Source organism: Nocardioides sp. NPDC101246 (genome assembly GCF_044767415.1).
GTDB lineage: Bacteria > Actinomycetota > Actinomycetes > Propionibacteriales > Nocardioidaceae > Nocardioides.
Window position 1 is genome coordinate 51,087 of sequence record NZ_JBIWNX010000014.1, and the last position, 18,839, is coordinate 69,925.

Sequence of the window (18,839 nt, forward strand, 5' to 3'; positions counted from 1 at the left end):
CGGATCGCTTTCGGTGCCGTTTCCGCTGGTTTTCGCCCTCCTTCGATGTGATCGGTCCTCAGCGGAACATCCATCCCAGGGAGGTCCCATGCGGGAGCCAGAGCAGAAGCAGCCGAGCACAGCGCCGATCCGGTCCGACCTCGGGACAAGTGCCGTCCTCGAGCGGGTGCTGTTCGAGGTCAAGCGCGTCGTCGTGGGCCAGGACCTGATGATCGAGCGGATGCTGGTCGGGCTGCTCGCCCGCGGCCATGTGCTGCTCGAGGGTGTGCCGGGGGTCGCCAAGACCCTGGCCGTTCGCACCCTCGCCGACGCCGTCGGCGGCTCGTTCGCCCGACTCCAGTTCACCCCGGACCTGATGCCCTCCGACATCGTCGGCACCCGGGTCTGGCGCCCGTCGGCGGAGCAGTTCGACACCGAGCTGGGACCGGTCTTCGCCAACCTCGTCCTCGCCGACGAGATCAACCGGGCCCCGGCCAAGGTGCAGTCCGCGCTGCTGGAGGCGATGGCGGAGCGCCAGGTCAGCATCGGCGGCACCAGCCATCGCCTGCCCGACCCGTTCCTCGTCCTCGCCACCCAGAACCCGATCGAGAGCGACGGCGTCTACCGCCTGCCCGAGGCCCAGCGCGACCGGTTCCTGCTCAAGGTCGACGTCGGCCACGTCGAGGAGCTCGAGGAGATGACCATTATCCAGCGGATGGGCACCCAGCCCCCGCGCGCCGAGCAGATCCTCGACGCCGCGGCGCTGCGGCATCTCCAGTCACGAGCGGACCAGGTCTTCGTCCATCACGCCGTCGCGCAGTACGCCGTCAAGCTCGTGATGGCGACGCGTACGCCGCATGCCTACGGGCTCCGCCACCTCGAGAGCCTCCTGGCCTACGGCGTCAGCGCCCGCGGCAGCCTCGGCCTCATCACCGCAGGTCGTGCCCTGGCACTGCTGCGCGGGCGGGACTACGTGCTGCCCGGCGATGTCGCCGACCTCGCCGGCGACATCCTGGCCCACCGGCTGGTGCTCACCTTCGACGCCGAGGCGGACGGGGTCGACCCCCGCGCCGTCGTGGACGCCGTCCTCGCCGTCGTCCCCCAGCCGCGGGCGACGCCGAGCGACGACGACTTCGAGACCGCCGAGCCGACACCTGATGCGGAGCTGGCCTCGTGAACGCAGCACGACGCTCGCCCGAGGGCGCGTTCCGGCGACTGGACCTGACCGTCCAGCGCCGGGTGAGCGGGCTGCTCCAGGGCGAGACGGCCGGGCTGCGGCTCGGGCCGGGCAGCGACGCCGAGGAGCTGGTGCCCTACTCCCCCGGCCACGACGTACGCCGCATCGACTGGAACGCCACGGCCCGCCTGGGCGACCCGCACGTCTGGCTCACCCAGGCCGAGCACGAGCTCGAGACCTGGATCCTGGTCGACCGCACCCCCAGCATGGCCTTCGGGACCGCGCTCGCCGAGAAGGTGGAGGTCGCCGAGGAGACCGTCTCGGCGATCGGCGTCGTGGCCGACGGCCCCGGCAACCGGGTCGGTCTCGGGATCCTCGACTCCGGCGGCGTACGTTGGCGCCCACCCACAACCGGTCGCCGGGTCGCGCGACGGCTGCTGACCACAGAACCGCCTTCGCCGCGTGCCGCCGAGGCGGCGGCCCCCGGCCCCTCCTTCGCCGCAGCGCTGGTCGAGCTGGGCCGGCGCGCCCGGATCCCGGGGCTACGGGTGATCGTGTCCGACCTGCTGCCGGCCGACGGGACCTGGGGTCGTCCCTTCGACTGGGAGCCCGCGCTGCGGCGGCTCACCGCGCGTCACGACGTGATCGTCGTCGAGATCGTGGACCCTCGCGAGCTCGATCTGCCCGCTGTCGGCGTCGTCACGATCCTCGACCCGGAGACCGGCCGGCAGCACGAGGCCGACACCTCCGACCCGCGCCTGCGGGCGGCGTACGCCGAGGCGATGAGGTCGCTGCGCGAGCACAACGCGGAGGCCGTCCGGGTCGCCGGTGCGGACCACCTCCGGGTCTCGACCGAGGACGACTGGGCGCGCCTGCTCGTCCGCCTGCTGCGCCGCCGGGCACGGCATCCCCGGCCGGCCCGCTCGGGCTCGGCCACGGCGACCCACTGATCGGAAGGAGCCGTTCGATGAGACTCACCCAGCCCCTGTTCCTGCTCGCGCTGATCCCCGTCGCGCTGCTCGCCGTCGGCTACCTGGTGATGCAGCGCCGCCGGATCAAGTACGCCCTCCGGTTCGCCACCGCGCCGATGCTCGAGCGCCTCGTCCCGCACCGTCCACGCTGGCGCCGCCACCTGGCCGCCGGGCTGGTCGTCGGTGCCTTGGCCCTGCTGGCGGTCGCCACCACCCAGCCGCAGGTCCGGGCGCAGGTGCCGTACGAACGCGCCACGATCCTCGTCGCCATCGACACCTCCGCGTCGATGTCGGCCGAGGACATGGCACCCAACCGTCTCGAAGCCGCCAAGGCAGCCGCCGTCGACTTCATCGAGGAGCTGCCACCGCGCTACAACGTCGGCCTGGTCAGCTTCTCGAGCAACGCTCGCGTCGTCTCCAGCCCGACCACCGATCACGCCCTGGTCACCCGCAGCGTCGAGGGGCTCGGCCCGCCCGACGGTGGTACCGCCATCGGTGAGGCCGTCTACTCCTCGATCAACGACCTGCGGCAGATCCTGGAGGAAGCCGAGGACGACACCGACGAGGACGGGGCGCCGGCCCACCTCGTACTCCTCTCCGACGGTGGCAACTCCGCCGGCCGGAGCCCGGTCACGGCGGCCGGGGCCGCCCGCGAAGCCGGACTGCCCACCTCAACCATCGCCTACGGAACCGAAGGAGCCAGTGCCGCCCTGCCCGGCGGGCAGTCGGTCGAGGTCCGCGAGGACACGCTGCGCGAGCTCGCCGACACCACCGGCGGCCAGTTCTACCGCGCCTCCAGCGCCGACGAGCTGCGTGAGGTCTACGACGACATCGGCACCCTCGTCGGCTACCACCTGGGGTACCGCGAGATCACCGTCTGGATCGTCATCGGCGCCATGATCCTCGCCTTCGTCGCCGCCGCGCTCTCCCTGCGCTGGTTCGCCCGGCTCATCTAGGCACCCGAAAGGCACTCCCGTGAACGACACCGCATCGCCCGGACCCGGCCTCGGCCGGCCCACCGGACCCCAGCAGTGGACCAGCTCGGCGCCACCCACCCGGGCCCTCCGCCCCCTCCAGCCCGCACCACCACCCCCGATCCGACCAGTCGCACCCCCGCCGACACCACCTGCCGCGCCGAGCCCGACCCCCCTGTCGGCGCCCCCTCCGGCACGACGTGTGGTGCGTGACCGCTACGGCAGGGTGCGACTGGTCGCCCCACCTGGGTCCCCCGACGCGGCCCCTCCCCGGCGCCCGCCGGCCGGCGACCCGGAGCCGCTCGCCGCGCAGGCCGTGCGACCACGGCGTATGCGCACCGTGACACTCACCCTCGCGGCGGCCGTCGCCGCGGGCGCGGTCACCAGCGGCGCGATCACCCTCCTCGCTCCGGACCGCGAGCCCACCGCGGGCACCATGGCCGCCCCGGCCCCCGCACCCCCGGGAGGGGCGCCGACCAACGCCACCGAGGCCGCCGCCCAGCGCATCCTGCCCAGCGTCGTGCAGGTCCGCGCCGGCCGCGGCACCGGGTCCGGGGTCGCCATCGACGGCGTCGGCCACGTGGTCACCAACGCCCACGTCGTACAGGGCTCCGACTCGGTGAGCCTGGTACTGGCCGACGGCAGCACCACCTCGGGCCGCGTCATCGGCAGCGACGAGCGCAACGACATCGCGGTGATCGCGACCAACCCCAATGCCGTACGCGCCGCCACCATCGGCCAGAGCGGCAACCTCCGGATCGGACAGCCCGTGATCGCCGTCGGCTCGCCCCTCGGTCTCAACGGCACCGTGACCTCCGGCATCGTCAGCTCACCACACCGTTCCTCCGGGTCGAGGCCCGAGATGATCCAGACCGACGCCGCCATCAACCCCGGCAACTCCGGCGGCCCCCTGGTCGATCTCGAGGGCCGTGTCGTCGGGATCAACACCTCCATCGCCACCCTCGGCGGACCCAGCGGGAACATCGGCATCGGCTTCGCCGTCCCCATCGACCGCGTACGCACCGTTGCCCAGGCCCTGATCAGCCAGGGCTGAGCACGACAGCGGGACGGCTCAGCCTTCCGGGCAGTCCGTCATCTCAGCCACACCCGGTTGCCGATCACCACGGCCAGCTCGTCGGTGCGCTGATCGCTCCATCCCGGCGGCGGCAGGATCTCCGCCCAGGCGTACACCGGAGCGGTGCCGAACTGGTGGCCCTGCCCCTGGGGCACCGAGTTGGCGGAGAACTGGTCGACACCCAGCTGCAGCATCGTCACCCCGGGGATCCAGCGTACGTTCGGGGAGACGCCACTGCCGCGTTCCTCCTCCAGCCAGTCGGGGCGCTCCACCGCCAACGACGGCGACCACCAGGTGATCGGGTCGTTGGCATGCTGGAGATACCCGATCCGGGTGCCGTCCCAGGCCCCGGGCAGGTCCCACTCGTCGGGCTCGTCGGCGAAGCGTACGATCTCGCCGCCGTCCAGGACCGGCAGCACCTCAGGGGTGCCCGGCTCACGTTCCTCGGTGAACCGGCTCCAGAGCCGGTTGTCGGCGGTCGGGCCGACGAACAGGGCACCGTCGGTGCGGGTCGCGAGGTCCTGGGCCCCGCTGAAGGCGGCCTCGCCACCGAAGCTGCCCAGGCTCTCCCCGCTCACCACCAGCAGCGGACGGTCGGCCTCGGGGATCTCCAGCCAGCGCCCGTAGACCGCGTCGAAGAGCGCCAGACCGGCGTCCTGCGCACGCTGCCGGTCCAGGACGAAGGACATCCAGCTCGGGAGGTAGGAGTACTGCAGGCTGACCGTCGCCGTGTCGCCACCCCACATGAACTCCAGCGCCTGGGCCTGGTTCTCGTTGATCCAGCCCCTTCCGGTGCCGGTCGCCACGTTGATCACCGCGCGGTCGAAGCCACCGAGCGCGTCGAGCTCGGCGACGGCGGCCTGCGCCTCCTCGCGGATGTGGACGCCTTCGTGGCCGGCTCCGATGTAGGCGCGCACCGGCTGCAGGGCGGGCTCCTGGGTGAACTCGCCGATGTCTTCGGCGGTCGGCGCGCTCGCGATGAAGACCCGTCCCTGGCGGCCCAGGTCCTCCCACTCCTGGGCCGACGCCGGGCCGGCCGTGAGCTCGCGCGTCTCGGGCGGGGGTACGTCGGTGCTGAACTCCTCGTTGATCGTGGCGAAGCTCGAGTCGAGCGCGCCCAGCAGCCGGTTGCCACCCACCCCGATGGCCAGCTCGTAGATCAGGATCGCGGCGATCAGGCCGCCGATCACGGTCGACGCCGCAGCGGGGAGGTAGCGCCCGACGAACCTGCCGATCGTGCCGCCCAGCGCCCTGATCCCGCGCGAGAGTCCGAGCAGCAGCACGAACAGCACCGCGGTGAACAGCACGGTGAGCACCAGGTGCCACACGCCCACCCGATCGACGCCGACCAGGTCGCGTACCTCGTTCTCCCACCGCAACGAGAGCCCCAGCACGATCAGGGTGCCCACGCCGGCGACCCCGGCGAGAACCCGCCATGCGATCACCCGTGCCCGACCTGCCAACCGGCCACCGCAGCTGCGGACCAGCCATCCGGCCAACGCGCCCGCGCCGTACCCGGCCAGCATGCACAACGCGGTGAGCAGCGCCTGGAAGAGCGCGGTCCGCGGCATCAACGACGGGGTCAGCGACGCCCAGAGAAGCACCACCATGCCGGCCGTCGCCGCGAACGGCGCGCGCAGCTGGCCTCGCAGCACGTCGACCGCTTCACTTCGCGGGATGGACCATCGCGTCGACCGCGACGGTCACCGCCAGGATGAGCGCCGGTTCCTCGCCGGGTGCGACCTCGACACCGTAGGTGTCCCGGACACGGAACCACTTCTTGGACACCTCGGCGATCTTGCGTCCGTCGGCTTCGATGTCGTACTCGTGGTCGACGATGTTGCCCTGGACCGTCCAGTCCTCACCCTGCTCGCGGTCGACCTTCCAGCGATCACGCAGCGGCGAGACGAGAGCCTTGTGCACGAGCGCGAGCTTCTCGCCGTCCGCGTCCTCGATCGCCATCGAGTCCCGGATGTGCAGGACCCTGGTCTGGATGCGGCAGATCTTGTTGCCGTGGGCGTCCTCGAGATCGAACGTGTCCCGCAGCCGCAGCGCCTTGCCGTCGACTCGGAAGACGCGGTCGCCGTCCTCGTTCTCGATCCAGTAGTCGTCACCGATCGAGATCATCTTCTGGCGCATCTGGAAGCGGCTGGCGCTCCCGCCGCGCCCGAAGGCCTCGCGTTCCTCCTGGCGCTTCTCGCGTCGGTCTCGAAAGCCCATCGTCGTCTCCCCCTTCACAGGACCATCCCAGCCTCGTCGCAGACGATTCGGGACGGATCACACGTTATGGGTGAGGTGGACGGATCGGATCGGACATCAGATCGAGGGCATGAGTTCTGACGCGGCCACCACCGAGGCACCCGCTGCAGCAAAGATGAGTCTCCCCACCCTGACCGCGATGGTCGTGGGCGGGATGGTCGGCGCGGGCGTCTTCTCACTGCCTGCAAGATTCGGGGTCGCCACCGGCATCCTCGGCTCACTGATCGCCTGGGCGATCGCCGGAGCCGGGATGCTCATGCTGGCGTTCGTGTTCCAGAGCCTCGCGATCCGCAAGCCCGAGCTCGACTCCGGGGTCTTCATCTACGCCAAGGCCGGCTTCGGCGACTACGCGGGCTTCAACTCCGCGATCGGGTTCTGGGCCAGCGCCGTGGCCGGCAACACCTTCTACTGGGTCTTCATCGGCGCCACGATCGGCGCGTTCTTCGACGGGTTCGGCGACGGCGACACCGTGCTCGCGGTCACGCTGGGGACCACCGGGGTGTGGTTCTTCCACTATCTGATCGCGCGCGGCGTCCGGGACGCCGCGGTGATCAACCGGATCGTCACGGTCTTCAAGATCCTGCCGATCCTGGTCTTCATCGTGGTCCTGTTCATCTCCTTCGACGCCGGCGTCTTCGCCGACAACTGGGTCGCCACCGGCTACGGCGATCTCGGCAGCCTCGACGAGCAGATCCGCAACACCATGCTGATCACCACCTTCGTCTTCATCGGCATCGAAGGGGCCAGCGTCTACTCCCGCTACGCCAAGAAGCGTGCGGACGTCGGGAAGGCGACGGTGCTGGGCTTCCTCAGCGTGCTGTCGATCTTCGCGCTGGTGACCCTCTCCAGCTACTCCGTCGTCCCGCAGCCGGAGCTGGCCGCCACCCGGCAGCCGTCGATGGTCGGGGTCTTCGAGTCGGTGGTCGGCGACTGGGGCGAGGTGTTCATCAGCGTGGCCGTGGTCGTCTCGGTCCTGGGCGCCTACCTCGCCTGGACGCTGATGGCCGCGGAGGTCATGTACATCCCGGCCCGCGCCGACGACATGCCCGCCTTCCTGGGTCAGGAGAACCGGAACGGCACCCCGATCACCGCGCTCGTGGTGACCTCGCTGGGCGTCCAGGGGCTCCTCGCGCTCACGCTGTTCGTCAACGACGCGCTCAACTTCATGCTCGATCTCTCCACGAGCCTGGCGATCCTGCCCTACCTGCTCGCCGCCGCGTACGCACTCAAGCTCGGCCTGACGGGCGAGGCGTACGAAGGAGTGCCGGCCGGCGTACGTCGCAAGGAGACGATCGTGGCCGGCATCGCCACCGTCTACACGATCTTCCTCTTCGACGCTGCTGGGCTGAAGTTCGTGCTGCTGATGACGCTGATCCTCGCGCCGGCCTCGCTGCTCTACATCAAGGCACGCAGCGAGCATGGCAGGAGGATCTTCAGCCCCACCGAGATCGCGCTGTTCGGCGCGATCCTCATCGGAGCGGCGCTCGGCGTCTTCGGGCTGTGGTCCGGCTGGATCTCCCTCTGATCTCCGTCCCCGACAGACCTCCGTCCCCAACAGAAAGGCATCCCATGTCCGAGCAGGAGCCCGCGTACGGCGTCCACTCCGAGGTCGGCAGGCTCAGGAAGGTGCTCGTCTGCGCACCGGGCCTGGCCCACCGCCGGCTCACCCCCAGCAACAACGACGAGCTGCTCTTCGACGACGTGATGTGGGTCGAGAACGCCCAGCGCGACCACGCCGACTTCGTGAACAAGCTGACCCAGCGTGGTGTCGAGGTCGTCGAGCTGCACGACCTGCTGGCGCAGACGCTGGCGGTGGCCGGCGCCAAGGACTGGATCCTCGATCGCAAGATCGTGCCGAACCAGGTCGGCCTCGGCCTGGTCGACGACACCCGCACCTACCTCGAGTCGGTCTCGGACCGGCAGTTGGCGGAGTTCCTCATCGGCGGCCTCGCCACCAACGACCTGCCCGGCGACTTCCGCTCCGACTACGTCGGCCTCGCGCGGGAGTCGACCGGTGCCCGGGAGTATCTGATGCCCCCGCTGCCGAACACGCTCTACACCCGGGACACGACCTGCTGGCTGTACGGCGGGCTGACCATGAACCCGCTCTACTGGCCGGCCCGCAAGGACGAGACGCTCCTCTACAAGGCCATCTACCAGCACCATCCCGACTACGTCGGCTCGACCGTGTGGTGGGGCGACCCCGAGAAGGAGTGGGGGCAGGCCAGCTTCGAGGGCGGCGACGTGATGCCGGTCGGCAACGGGGTCGTGCTCGTCGGCATGAGCGAGCGCACCTCGCGCCAGGCGATCACCCAGGTCGCCAAGGCCCTCTTCGAGCAGGGAGCCGCGGAGAAGGTGATCGTCGCGGGAATGCCGAAGCTGCGGGCCGCGATGCACCTGGACACCGTCTTCACGTTCGTCGATCGCGACATCGTCACGCTGTACCCGACGATCATGGACGCCGTACACACCTTCACCCTGGTGCCCTCCGACCTGCCACCCGGGGTCGAGGTGATCGACCACGGCGACGCGGCCTTCGTCGACGTCGTGGCGCAGGCGCTCGGGCTGTCCGCGATCCAGGTGATCGACACCGGCGGGGACGTCTACCAGTCCGAGCGACAGCAGTGGGACAGCGGCAACAACGCGGTCGCTCTCGAGCCCGGCGTGGTGTTCACCTACGACCGCAACACCCTCACCAACACGCTGCTGCGCAAGGCCGGGGTCGAGGTCGTCACCATCGTGGGCGCCGAGCTCGGCCGGGGCCGCGGTGGCGGACACTGCATGACCTGCCCGATCAGCCGAGATCCAGTCGACTTCTGAGCCATCGCGGCCACGCAGTGAGCACACCGGAGGGCCCCGACGTCAGCGACGCCCGTCCCGGACGTCGCGCCTGGATCACGCGCATCGTCCTGCTGGTGGTGGCGGCGCTCAGCACCGTCATCGTCGTACGCCTGGTCGGGCGGGTCGACTGGGAGGCAGCCCGGGACGCGCTGAGGCACCTCAGCTGGTGGCACTACATCGTGCTGCTCGCCGTCGTGCTGGTTCGTCAGATCCTGCTGGCGATGCCTCTGAGCTTCTTCATCCGCGGCGTGACGTTCTACCGCGCCACCATCAACGACCTCGGCGCGACGCTGATGTACCTCATCGGTCCACCACCGAGCGACATCGCGCTGCGGGTCGCGATGTTCAAGTCGTGGGGAGTCAGCCCCGCCAAGGGCCTCGCCGGCACGGTGATGAACTCGCTGACGTTCTACGTCGCGAGGTTCTCCGGCCCGCTTGTCGGATTCATGCTGCTGCTGGGCCTCGGCGAGGACCCGTCGTTGCGGTGGGTCGAGCTGCTCAGCATCGCGATCGCGGTCGGCGTCCTCGTGACCGTTCTCCTGATCGTACGCAGCGACCCGCTCGCGCGCGCGGTCGGAACCAGCGCTGGGCTGATCGTGCGCCGGTTTCGGAGATCGGTCGACCCCGATCGCTGGGCCGACGCCTGCCAGAGCTTCCGGGCCGACATCTCCGAGCGGTTCCACAGCGGGTTCCCCCTGGCCGTCCTCTCGCAGGTCGGCATGATGGTCGTCGACCTCGCCGCGCTCGTCCTGTGCCTGCGCTTCGTCGGCGTCACCGCGGACGAGGTGAGTCTGGTGTGGATCGCGATCGCCTACCTGTTCGCCTTCCCGTTCACCGTGTTCCCCCTCTGGGGGATCGGCATCGTCGACGCCCTCATCCTCGCCGCCCTGGTCGAGGCCGGTGGCCCCCAGGTCGAGGGGGCGGCCGTGGCCGCGCTGATCGTGTGGCGGGTGTTCACCGTGGGCGCGCCGGTGCTGCTCGGTGCAGTCGCGATCGCGGCGTGGCGGCGCGAGGTCGCCGTGACCGATTCCTCCGCGCCCGAGCGCTCCTGAGCACAGCTGCCCGGGTCATCAAGTGGGCCCACGAGACCGGTGCTCCCGCGTATCAGGGCCAGCCGTCGCCGCTCCTCGAAAATGAGGCTTCGGTCGTCGTTCCGGAAGGTCCGGAACCCGAGGCCCACAGGGGGAATCAACATGAACAACGAAGATCTGTTCATGGCACAGTCAGAGGCGGTGCCCGAAGAGCTCACCGCCGTGGCCGGGTCGAAGGCTTCGGCCGAGGAGGGCCTGCTCGGCAGGGAGAACGTGGTCGGCGTCGGGGTCGGTCTCAAGATCAAGGGCGGCGAGCAGACCGAGACGCCGAGCGTGATGGTGCTGGTCAGCCAGAAGATGCCGACCGACCTGGTCAGCCGGGCGAACACCATCCCGAAGACGGTCGACGGCAAGCCGACCGACGTCCTCGAGGTCGGGCAGCTGTTCGCCGGCGGCAGCCCGGAGCTCATGGAGACCCAGGAGGTCGACGCCCAGACCCTGGCGACCCGGATCCGTCCGGCTCGACCGGGCTTCAGCGTCGGGCACTTCAAGATCACCGCAGGGACGATCGGCGCGGGTGCGTACGACCTGAACCCCGTCCCGGGGATCCCGCCGCGCTACTACATCCTGAGCAACAACCACGTGCTCGCCAACTCCAACAACGCCAGCATCGGCGACCCGATCCTGCAGCCCGGCCCGTTCGACGGGGGAACGGCGCCGGCTGACGTGATCGGTCGGCTGGCCCGGTTCGTGCCGATCAGGTTCGACGGCACCTGCAACTCGGTGGACGCGGCGGTCGCGGAGGTGCCGTTCCACATGATCGACCGCGACGTCTACTGGAACGGCTACCCGGCCACCGCCGCCAAGGCGGCAACCGTCGGGATGCTCCTCAAGAAGTCCGGTCGCACCACGAACTTCACCACCGGCCGGGTCACCGCCATCGCGGCGACGGTCAACGTCAACTACGGCGGCGGCAGGGTCGCGAAGTTCTGCAACCAGATCATCACGACCAACATGTCGGCCGGTGGCGACTCCGGCTCGATGGTGCTCGACCTGCAGAACAACCCGGTCGGGCTGCTCTTCGCGGGATCGAGCGTGGCGACGATCCTGAACCCGATCGCGCTGGTCCAGCTCGCCCTTCAGGTGCGTGTCTGGCCGTGATCGGCTGAGGATCCGGAGATGCCGTCAGTCCTCGGTCCTGAAGGCATCTCCGGTCTCCACCTTCACCGGTAGGCCCTCGCACTCCTGGGGCAGGGACCTCACCGCCGCCGAGGCCGGGTCGAGGGCGTAGACCACCACCGCCGGTCCCCCATCCTCGGCGGCACCGATCGCGACACCCGCGATGCCCTCCCCGATCCACTTCTCGGCGACCTTGAGCGCTCGCCGTGACCGCTCATCGAGGGATGGGATCTCGGCGTACAGGTCGTCGTCCGGGTTCATACCCCCAGGCTACGCCGGGCGCCCACAGACCGCGGCCCCGCTTGCGAGCCGACTCACGGGCCGACTCACGAGCCGACTCATTGGCCGGCCTCTTCCCCGTCCAGGCTGAGCACGCTGCTGTCTCGCCGCAGCTCCTCGCGTGAGCGGAGCCCGAGCTTGCGCAGCGCGTGCGACATGTGCGTCTCGACGGTGCGGGGCGAGAGGAACAGCTCGGCGGCGATCTCGCGGTTCGTACGTCCTGCGGCGGCGAGCAGCGCGATCTCCCGTTCCCGGTCGGAGAGGTCGGTGCCGTGCCCGCGGCGCCCGCCTCGCCACGGGTAGGGAACGGCCACCCCGTGGCGACGCATGAGCTGGGTGACCCGGGCGATGTCACGCCGGGCGTCGAGTCCGCCGTAGGTGCGCAGCGCGCCTTCGAGGAGCGCCGGGCCGGAGTCCGCTGCCTGCGTACACCGCCAGTCGCCGAGCCGCTCCTCGACCTGTGCCGCGACGTAGACGAGTCCGGCGGCGGCCGCGGTGTGGCGAGCGGAGGCCAGCAGCCGTTCGACGGCCGCCGCCTCCCCGTCCGCCTGGGCGACCAGCGCCTCGCAGGTGCGCACCGCGGCGAGCGCGGCCGGAGCGTCGGCGTCACCGAGATGGCGGGCCAGGTCGGCCACCTCGGCTCGGACCTCGGCCACCGTCCTGATCGCGACGGCCGCATCGACCAGGCAGAGCATCGGGGCGGCGGCCCAGGCGTAGAGACCCTTGCGACCGGCCTGGTCGACCGCGGCCCGCGCCTGGGCGAGGCTTCCGTGGGCGTCGCCGGTGGAGAGCAGGAGCCGCGACAGCGCGGTCTGGGCGGGGATGAGCGGCCAGACCGAACCGACCCGCTCGCACTCGGCGATCACCCCGGCCAGCTGCTCGCGCGCGTCGGTCCCGGTCGCGGTCGCGGTCAGCACGAGCCCGTGCAGCAGGCGGGCGTCCAGGGAGGCGGCCCCGAAGCCGAGCCCCGGCGTGGCGAGGTCCCGTACGCGGTCGGCCAGCCCGTCCCAGCGGCCGCTCTCGTAGTCGGCCATCGCGCTGACCAGGGCATAGACCTCGATGACTCGCTCGAACCCGGCCGCCTCGGCGACCGCGCGGCCCTCGGCGACGAGCTCGTCGGCACGTCGCAGGTGACCGCTGTGGAGCGCCCCCTGGGCCCAGTTCACCGCGGCCCGCGCGTGCTCACGGGGGTGGGTGATCAGCACGCCGTCGCGGCGTACGGCATCGATCAGGTCCCAGGCCTCCGGTCGCCCCTGCTCCAGGAGGAGCGAGCCGCGGGTGATCAGCACCGAGAGGCCGACGTCGGCCGCGCCGGCGCGCTCGGCCGCCGCCTCGGCCTGCTCGCAGCGCTCGAGATGGGTCGCGATCGACACGTCGACCACGGTCTCGGGCACCGCCAGGACGGCAAGGGCTCGCGCCTGTAGATCGGGGCGTCCCTCGAGGTCCGGGACGGCGCGCTCGATCGCGCGGAAGCCGTCGCGCGCGTGTCCCTGCTGTCGCTGGAGCCGGCCGAGCGCGAACCGGAGCTCGCCGCGGGCCCGCGGCGGCAGATCCTCCTCGTCGAGCAGGCGGCCCAGGATCGGCATCGCCTCCGCTTGGGCGAGGCCGTCGACCGCGGCCCGGCCGAGCTTGGTCGCCAGGCGTACCCGGGTCTCGGGCGGCAGGCTCGCCATGTCCGCCGTCGCCTGGCGCAGCAGGTCGGCGGCGACGGCGTCGTTGCCCCGCCGGATCGCCTCGTCCGCGGCGGCCTCGGCATGGCGTACGAACTCCGCCGGGCGACCGGCCCGCTGGTAGTGGTGCGCGATCCGCGCCGAGCGGGCCACACCGTCGGACTCCTCCAGGACCTGGGCGGTGCGCAGGTGGAGCCAGCGGCGCGTCTGCGGCGGCACCTCGTCGTAGACCACCTGCTGGGCGAGGACGTGACGGAACCTGCCCCGCCCCTCGTGGTCGTGCAGCAGCCCGATCGCGTACGCAGCGTCGAGCGCCCGCGCGACCTTGCGCAGGTCGTGGCCGGTGACCTCGGCGATCAGCCCGGCATCGACGGTCTGGTCGGCGACCGCGGCGGCGCCCAGCACCTCGACGGCCAAGGCGTCGAGGGCGGCCACGCGCTCGCGTACGACATCGCGCAGGGCGGTGGAGACCGAGAGCGCGGCGATCGCGTCGGGATGCCGCGGGATCTCGGCGGCGGGCTCGCGTTCGAGCAGGGTGCGGAGCACCTCCTCCACGACGAACGGGACGCCACCGGTCACCTCGAAGAGCGCCGCGGCGGTCTCCTGCGGTACGTCGGTGGCCAGGATCGTCCGGGCGAGCTCGCCGACCGAGTCCGGCCCCAGCTCGCGCAGCGTGACCGTGCGCGCCGGCCCGGAGACCGCCCGGGCGAAGGCCTCCCGGACCAGCGGGGCAGCGGCCTCGGGCCGGGTGGTGACGAGGATCGAGAGGTCGGGCGGCTGGTGCGCGGCGAGGAACGCGAGGAAGTCGACGGTGACGCGGTCGGCCCAGTGCAGGTCCTCCAGGACGAGCACGCCCGGGGCCAGGTGTCCGAGCAGCTCGGTCGCCGCCCGGAAGGTGCAGTGCCGGGCCTCCTGCTGGTCGGCCAGCGGCTCCGGTGGCGGCGGGAGGCGGTCGGCGACCTCGGGGACCAGGGCACCCAGGGACCCGACCACCGGGCTCAGAGCCGACCTCTCGATCCGGTCGGCGTGACCACGCAGCGCATCGACCACCGGGCCGAGCGGAAACGGGTCCAGGAGATGCTGGCAGTGTCCCAGGAGGAAGAGCCGCTTCGGATCGTCGTCGATGAGTTCACCGACGAGACGGCTCTTGCCGATCCCGGCTTCACCCTCGATGACTACGATGGCCGGTGCCGCATCGATCGCGGACCTGACCTGTGCCAGCTCGGCATCGCGGCCGACCAGGATTCGAGACGTGAGAGCGTCCATCAAGCGTCCTCCCACTGGTCTGAGCAATCCTCAGTGTAGGACACGGATGTGTCCCCATCGTTTCCACGCATAGCCTCCCCCAAACCCCTTCCACGTGCCGTGGAAGCAGGATGCGAGGAGCAGGACATGCAGGGCAATCCCCCGATCCGACGGTGGGTCCGTCGTTCGCTGGCGCTGGCCGCGACGACGGCCCTCGTCACCACGATGGCCCCCGATGCGAGGGCTGATGAACCGGCCGAGAACCCCGAGGCCACCCACACCAGCGCCATCACCAGCGGCGCGCTGAGCCGTGACGCCGGCGGTGTCGAGGTCACCAAGGCGGCCGACATCGCGGCGGCCAAGGCGAAGGGCGACAAGCGCGGGACGTACATCGTCCAGATGGCGCTCGACCCGGTCGCCACCTACAACGGCGACGTCAAGGGCTACTCGGCGACGAAGCCGGGCGCGGGCGCCAAGGTGGATCCGGCCGCCAGCGAGACGGTCGACTACGCCGACCATCTGCGCGAGCGGCAGCGTTCGGCCCTGACCAAGGTCAAGGGCGGCAAGCCGACCCAGGAGTACGTCTACTCCTTCAACGGCTTCACCGCCGACCTGAGCGGCACCCAGGCCGCCGAGCTGGCCGGCCAGCCCGGCGTCGTGGCCATCCACGAGGACACCAAGGTCGAGGCCGACACCTCGTCGACGGCGAGCTTCCTCGGCCTCGATGACCGCGACGGCCTGTGGGACAAGCTCGGCGGGCCCGAGGGCGGCAAGCACGGCGACGGCGCGGGCGAGGACATCGTCATCGGCGTGATCGACAGCGGCATCTGGCCGGAGTCGAAGAGCTTCTCGGACCGCGACGAACGGGGCAAGAAGACCTACCACGGCAAGCCGAAGGGTTTCCGCGGCACCTGCGAGACGCCCGAGACCGTCGGCGACGACTCCTGGAAGGCCAGGAGCTGCAACAGCAAGCTGATCACGGCTCGCTACTTCAACGACGGCTGGGGCGGCGATGCCGGCATCGATGCGGAGCTGCCCTGGGAGTTCAACTCGCCACGTGACTACAACGGTCACGGCACCCACACCGCGTCCACCTCCGGCGGCAACCACGGCGTCAAGGTGACCGGACCCGCGGCGGCGTTCGGCAAGATCACCGGCATCGCGCCCCGGGCACGGATCGCGGCGTACAAGGCGCTGTGGTCCGCCGAGGACGGAACCACCGCGAACGGCTACAACTCCGACATGGTCGCCGCCATCGACCAGGCCGTGGCCGACGGCGTGGACGTCATCAACTACTCGGTCTCCGGCACCAGCACCGACTTCCTCGACCCGTCCGAGGTGGCGTTCCTCAACGCCGCCGCGGCCGGGATCTTCGTGTCCGCCTCGGCCGGCAACTCCGGCCCGACGGAATCCACCGTCGCCCACCCGGGACCGTGGCTGACCACCGTCGCCGCAGGAACCCACGACCGCACCACCTCCGGCGCGGTCACCCTGGGCAACGGCAGCCGCTACACCGGCGCCTCGGTCGCTCCCGAGAGCGTCGGACCGGCCCCGCTCATCACCGGTGCCGCGGCCCGGCTCCCGGGCGTGTCGATCACCGCCGGCTCGCGCTGCTACCCGGCCAGCGACAACAAGGACAAGCCGGCGCTCGACCCGGCCAAGGTGGCCGGAAAGATCGTCCTGTGCCAGCGCGGCGGTGACATCGCACGGGTCAACTCCAGCCGCGCGGTCGCCGAGGCCGGCGGGGTCGGGATGATCTTCGTCAACGCCTACGAGAACTCGCTCAACTCCGACTTCCACTCGGTCCCGACGGTGCACCTGGCCGACACCGAGTGGAGCGCGATCAGCGCGTACGCCGCCACCTCCGGTGCCACCGCGACGATCGAGGCCGCCACCATCCAGCGTGGTGGGGACGCGCCCTACACCGCCGAGTTCTCCTCCCGCGGACCGCTCGTGGCCGGCAACGGCGACCTCCTCAAGCCGGACGTGATCGCACCCGGGCAGGACATCCTCGCCGCGGTCGCTCCCCCGGGACAGGGCGGCATGGACTTCAACCTGATGAGCGGCACCTCCATGTCCGCGCCGCACGTCGCCGGCCTGGCCGCGCTGCTCCAGGACCTGCACCCCGACTGGTCGCCGATGGCGATCAAGTCCGCGCTGATGACCACCGGCTCGGACGTACGCGACGGGGCGGCCACCGACCCCAAGGTGATCTTCAAGCAGGGTGCCGGGCACGTCCAGCCCAACTCCGCGGCCGACCCCGGTCTCGTCTACGACAGCGGCACGAACGACTGGATTGCCTTCCTGTGCGGATCCACCAACGGCGTGCTCGACAGCACCTGTGACGACCTCGAGGCCTCCGGCCGCTCGCTCGACCCGAGCGACCTGAACACGCCGTCCATCGGGATCGGGCTGCTCGACAAGGAGAAGACCGTCACCCGCACCGTGACCAACGTGGGCCGCAAGAAGGCGACCTACAAGGCGTCGGTGACCGGGCTCGAGGGTGTCGACGTCGACGTCAAGCCGAGCAGGCTCACGATCGAGCCGGGCGAGAGCGCGACCTTCACCGTGACCTTCACCCTCGAGGACGCCGCCCTGTTCAGCTACCTCGGCGGCCAGCTGTCCTGGACCGACGGATCGCACAAGGTCCGCTCGCCCATCGTGCTGCGCGCCAAGCGGCCGGGTGAGGAGGACTGGGCGACCCGCTACGACGGCGAGCGCGGTGTCTTCGGCAGCTCGACCGACGCCGGCTCCGACCTGCTCCTGCACCCCGACGGGACGCGGCTCTACATGAGCGGGTTCAGCGCCCCGCCGGTGGCGGGCGGTCTGGTGACCGACTTCCTCACCGCGGCCTACGACCCCAAGACCGGTGACCCGATCTGGGAGGTCCAGTGGGACGGCTCGAACGGCGGCTCGGACGAGCCGGGTGGCTTCGGGATGAGCCCTGACGGCGAGACGATCTACGTGGCCGGCACCAGTGGCGGCGACTACGTCACGATCGCCTACGACGGTGCCACCGGCGCCGAGAAGTGGAACACCAGGCTGGACGGCCCTGGTCACGGCAGTGACACGATCAACGACCTGGTGGTGAGCCCCGACGGCAAGCGGATCTACGTCACCGGCTACCAGACCGTGGGCGAGACCCTCCTCGACTACGCCACGGTCGCCTACGACGCCGCCACCGGCGAGCAGCTGTGGATCTCGCGCTACGACGACCCGGTCCAGGGCACCGACGACGCCCGGGCCATCGGGGTGAGCGAGGACGGCAGCACGATCGTCGTCACCGGCCAGAGCCGGGGCCAGGACACCGGCCTCACCGACTGGGGCACCGCCGCCTACGACGCGGCGACCGGCAAGCAGCTGTGGGACGCCCTGCGCAACGGGACCGAGGGTCGTATCGACATCTCCGACCAGGTCCAGATCGTCGGGGACACCGCCATCGTCTCCGGCGTGGTCAGCAACACCGACCGCCAGGTCGACTGGAACACCGTGGCCTATGACCTCGCCACCGGCGAGGAGAAGTGGTCGGCGGAGCACGGCGGAGCCGGCACCGACGTACCCCGCGGCACCGAGGTCTCCCCCGACGGCAGCACGATCGTCGTGACCGGCAACGTCGACGGAGCCACGAACATGGACTACGCCACCGTCGCGTACGACGTCGCCACCGGCGACCAGGTCTGGGCGGCGCAGCACGACGGCACCGCCAACGGGCTCGACATCCCCTGGGACGTGACCATCTCCGAGGACGGCACGCACGCGGTCGTCACCGGCGAGACCACGGACTCGGCGACCAAGAACGACTACACCACCATCGCCTACGACATGACCACCGGCGAGCAGGTGTGGTCGGGCGGCTACGACGCGACGGCCGCACCGGACGGCGCGAACGGCGTGGCCATCGACCGCGGGCCCGACGGCAAGCGACGGGTGTACGTCACCGGCGCGAGCACCGTGTCCTTCGACCCGGTCGGTCTCGACAGCAACATCGACGCGGCCACGGTCGCCTACTTCGACCCGTTCGAGTAGGCCCCCACAAGGTAACCGGACCGGGGGGGGGGGGGGGGGGGGGGGGGGGGGGGGGGGGGGGGGGGGGGCGGGGCGCCCGCCCCCCCCGGGGGGGGGGGGGGGGGGGGGGGGGGGGGGGCGGCGGGCGGGGCCG

At 71.0% G+C, this 18,839-nt stretch carries 13 protein-coding genes; 9 read left to right on the top strand and 4 right to left on the bottom strand.

Annotated features, from left to right (window positions below; translation table 11 throughout):
* Positions 1-88: 88 nt before the first annotated feature.
* The 4 genes from ACIRON_RS23560 (at position 89) to ACIRON_RS23575 (ending at position 4,155) form a co-directional block, all read left to right on the top strand.
* Entirely contained in the window at positions 89-1,156 is a 1,068-nt protein-coding gene (locus tag ACIRON_RS23560; protein WP_402996009.1) for an AAA family ATPase, read from the top strand.
* Complete coding sequence (locus tag ACIRON_RS23565) at positions 1,153-2,106, top strand: DUF58 domain-containing protein (RefSeq protein WP_402996011.1); 954 nt, start codon at positions 1,153-1,155, stop codon at positions 2,104-2,106. Before ACIRON_RS23560 ends, ACIRON_RS23565 begins: the two co-directional genes overlap by 4 nt.
* Positions 2,107-2,123: 17 nt before the next feature.
* Positions 2,124-3,083, top strand: a complete 960-nt coding sequence (locus tag ACIRON_RS23570; RefSeq protein WP_402996013.1) for a VWA domain-containing protein — start codon at positions 2,124-2,126, stop codon at positions 3,081-3,083.
* A 358-nt stretch (positions 3,084-3,441) separates the two neighbouring features.
* Positions 3,442-4,155 (top strand): S1C family serine protease, encoded by a 714-nt coding sequence (locus ACIRON_RS23575; RefSeq protein WP_402996015.1) that lies wholly within the window; start codon positions 3,442-3,444, stop codon positions 4,153-4,155.
* A gap of 38 nt (positions 4,156-4,193) precedes the next feature.
* Here the strand turns inward: ACIRON_RS23575 and ACIRON_RS23580 are convergent, their stop codons facing one another.
* Entirely contained in the window at positions 4,194-5,831 is a 1,638-nt protein-coding gene (locus tag ACIRON_RS23580; RefSeq protein WP_402996017.1) for an alpha/beta hydrolase, read from the bottom strand.
* Positions 5,832-5,841: 10 nt separating this feature from the next.
* The gene (locus ACIRON_RS23585; RefSeq protein WP_402996019.1) at positions 5,842-6,396 is read right to left on the bottom strand and encodes an LURP-one-related/scramblase family protein; all 555 of its coding nucleotides are present in this window, start codon (positions 6,394-6,396) and stop codon (positions 5,842-5,844) included.
* A 109-nt stretch (positions 6,397-6,505) separates the two neighbouring features.
* On the opposite strand from ACIRON_RS23585, the gene ACIRON_RS23590 reads away from it, so the two are divergent.
* From ACIRON_RS23590 to ACIRON_RS23605, 4 genes are all read left to right on the top strand, one after another.
* Complete coding sequence (locus ACIRON_RS23590) at positions 6,506-7,960, top strand: basic amino acid/polyamine antiporter (protein ID WP_402996021.1); 1,455 nt, start codon at positions 6,506-6,508, stop codon at positions 7,958-7,960.
* A 44-nt stretch (positions 7,961-8,004) separates the two neighbouring features.
* Positions 8,005-9,255, top strand: coding sequence for an arginine deiminase (locus ACIRON_RS23595; protein WP_402996023.1), 1,251 nt, complete (start codon positions 8,005-8,007; stop codon positions 9,253-9,255).
* Positions 9,256-9,272: 17 nt separating this feature from the next.
* Positions 9,273-10,328: a lysylphosphatidylglycerol synthase domain-containing protein gene (locus ACIRON_RS23600; RefSeq protein WP_402996025.1), complete on the top strand. Its 1,056-nt coding sequence runs from the start codon at positions 9,273-9,275 to the stop codon at positions 10,326-10,328.
* 162 nt (positions 10,329-10,490) lie between these two features.
* Positions 10,491-11,468 (top strand): serine protease, encoded by a 978-nt coding sequence (locus ACIRON_RS23605; protein ID WP_402996027.1) that lies wholly within the window; start codon positions 10,491-10,493, stop codon positions 11,466-11,468.
* A gap of 24 nt (positions 11,469-11,492) precedes the next feature.
* Here ACIRON_RS23605 and ACIRON_RS23610 read toward each other — a convergent pair whose 3' ends face one another.
* Positions 11,493-11,747 (bottom strand): hypothetical protein, encoded by a 255-nt coding sequence (locus ACIRON_RS23610; protein WP_402996029.1) that lies wholly within the window; start codon positions 11,745-11,747, stop codon positions 11,493-11,495.
* 77 nt (positions 11,748-11,824) lie between these two features.
* Positions 11,825-14,701, bottom strand: a complete 2,877-nt coding sequence (locus tag ACIRON_RS23615; RefSeq protein WP_402996031.1) for an ATP-binding protein — start codon at positions 14,699-14,701, stop codon at positions 11,825-11,827.
* 126 nt (positions 14,702-14,827) lie between these two features.
* Between ACIRON_RS23615 and ACIRON_RS23620 the strand changes: the two genes are divergently transcribed.
* Entirely contained in the window at positions 14,828-18,706 is a 3,879-nt protein-coding gene (locus ACIRON_RS23620) for a S8 family serine peptidase (RefSeq protein ID WP_402996033.1), read from the top strand.
* Positions 18,707-18,839 lie beyond the last annotated feature (133 nt).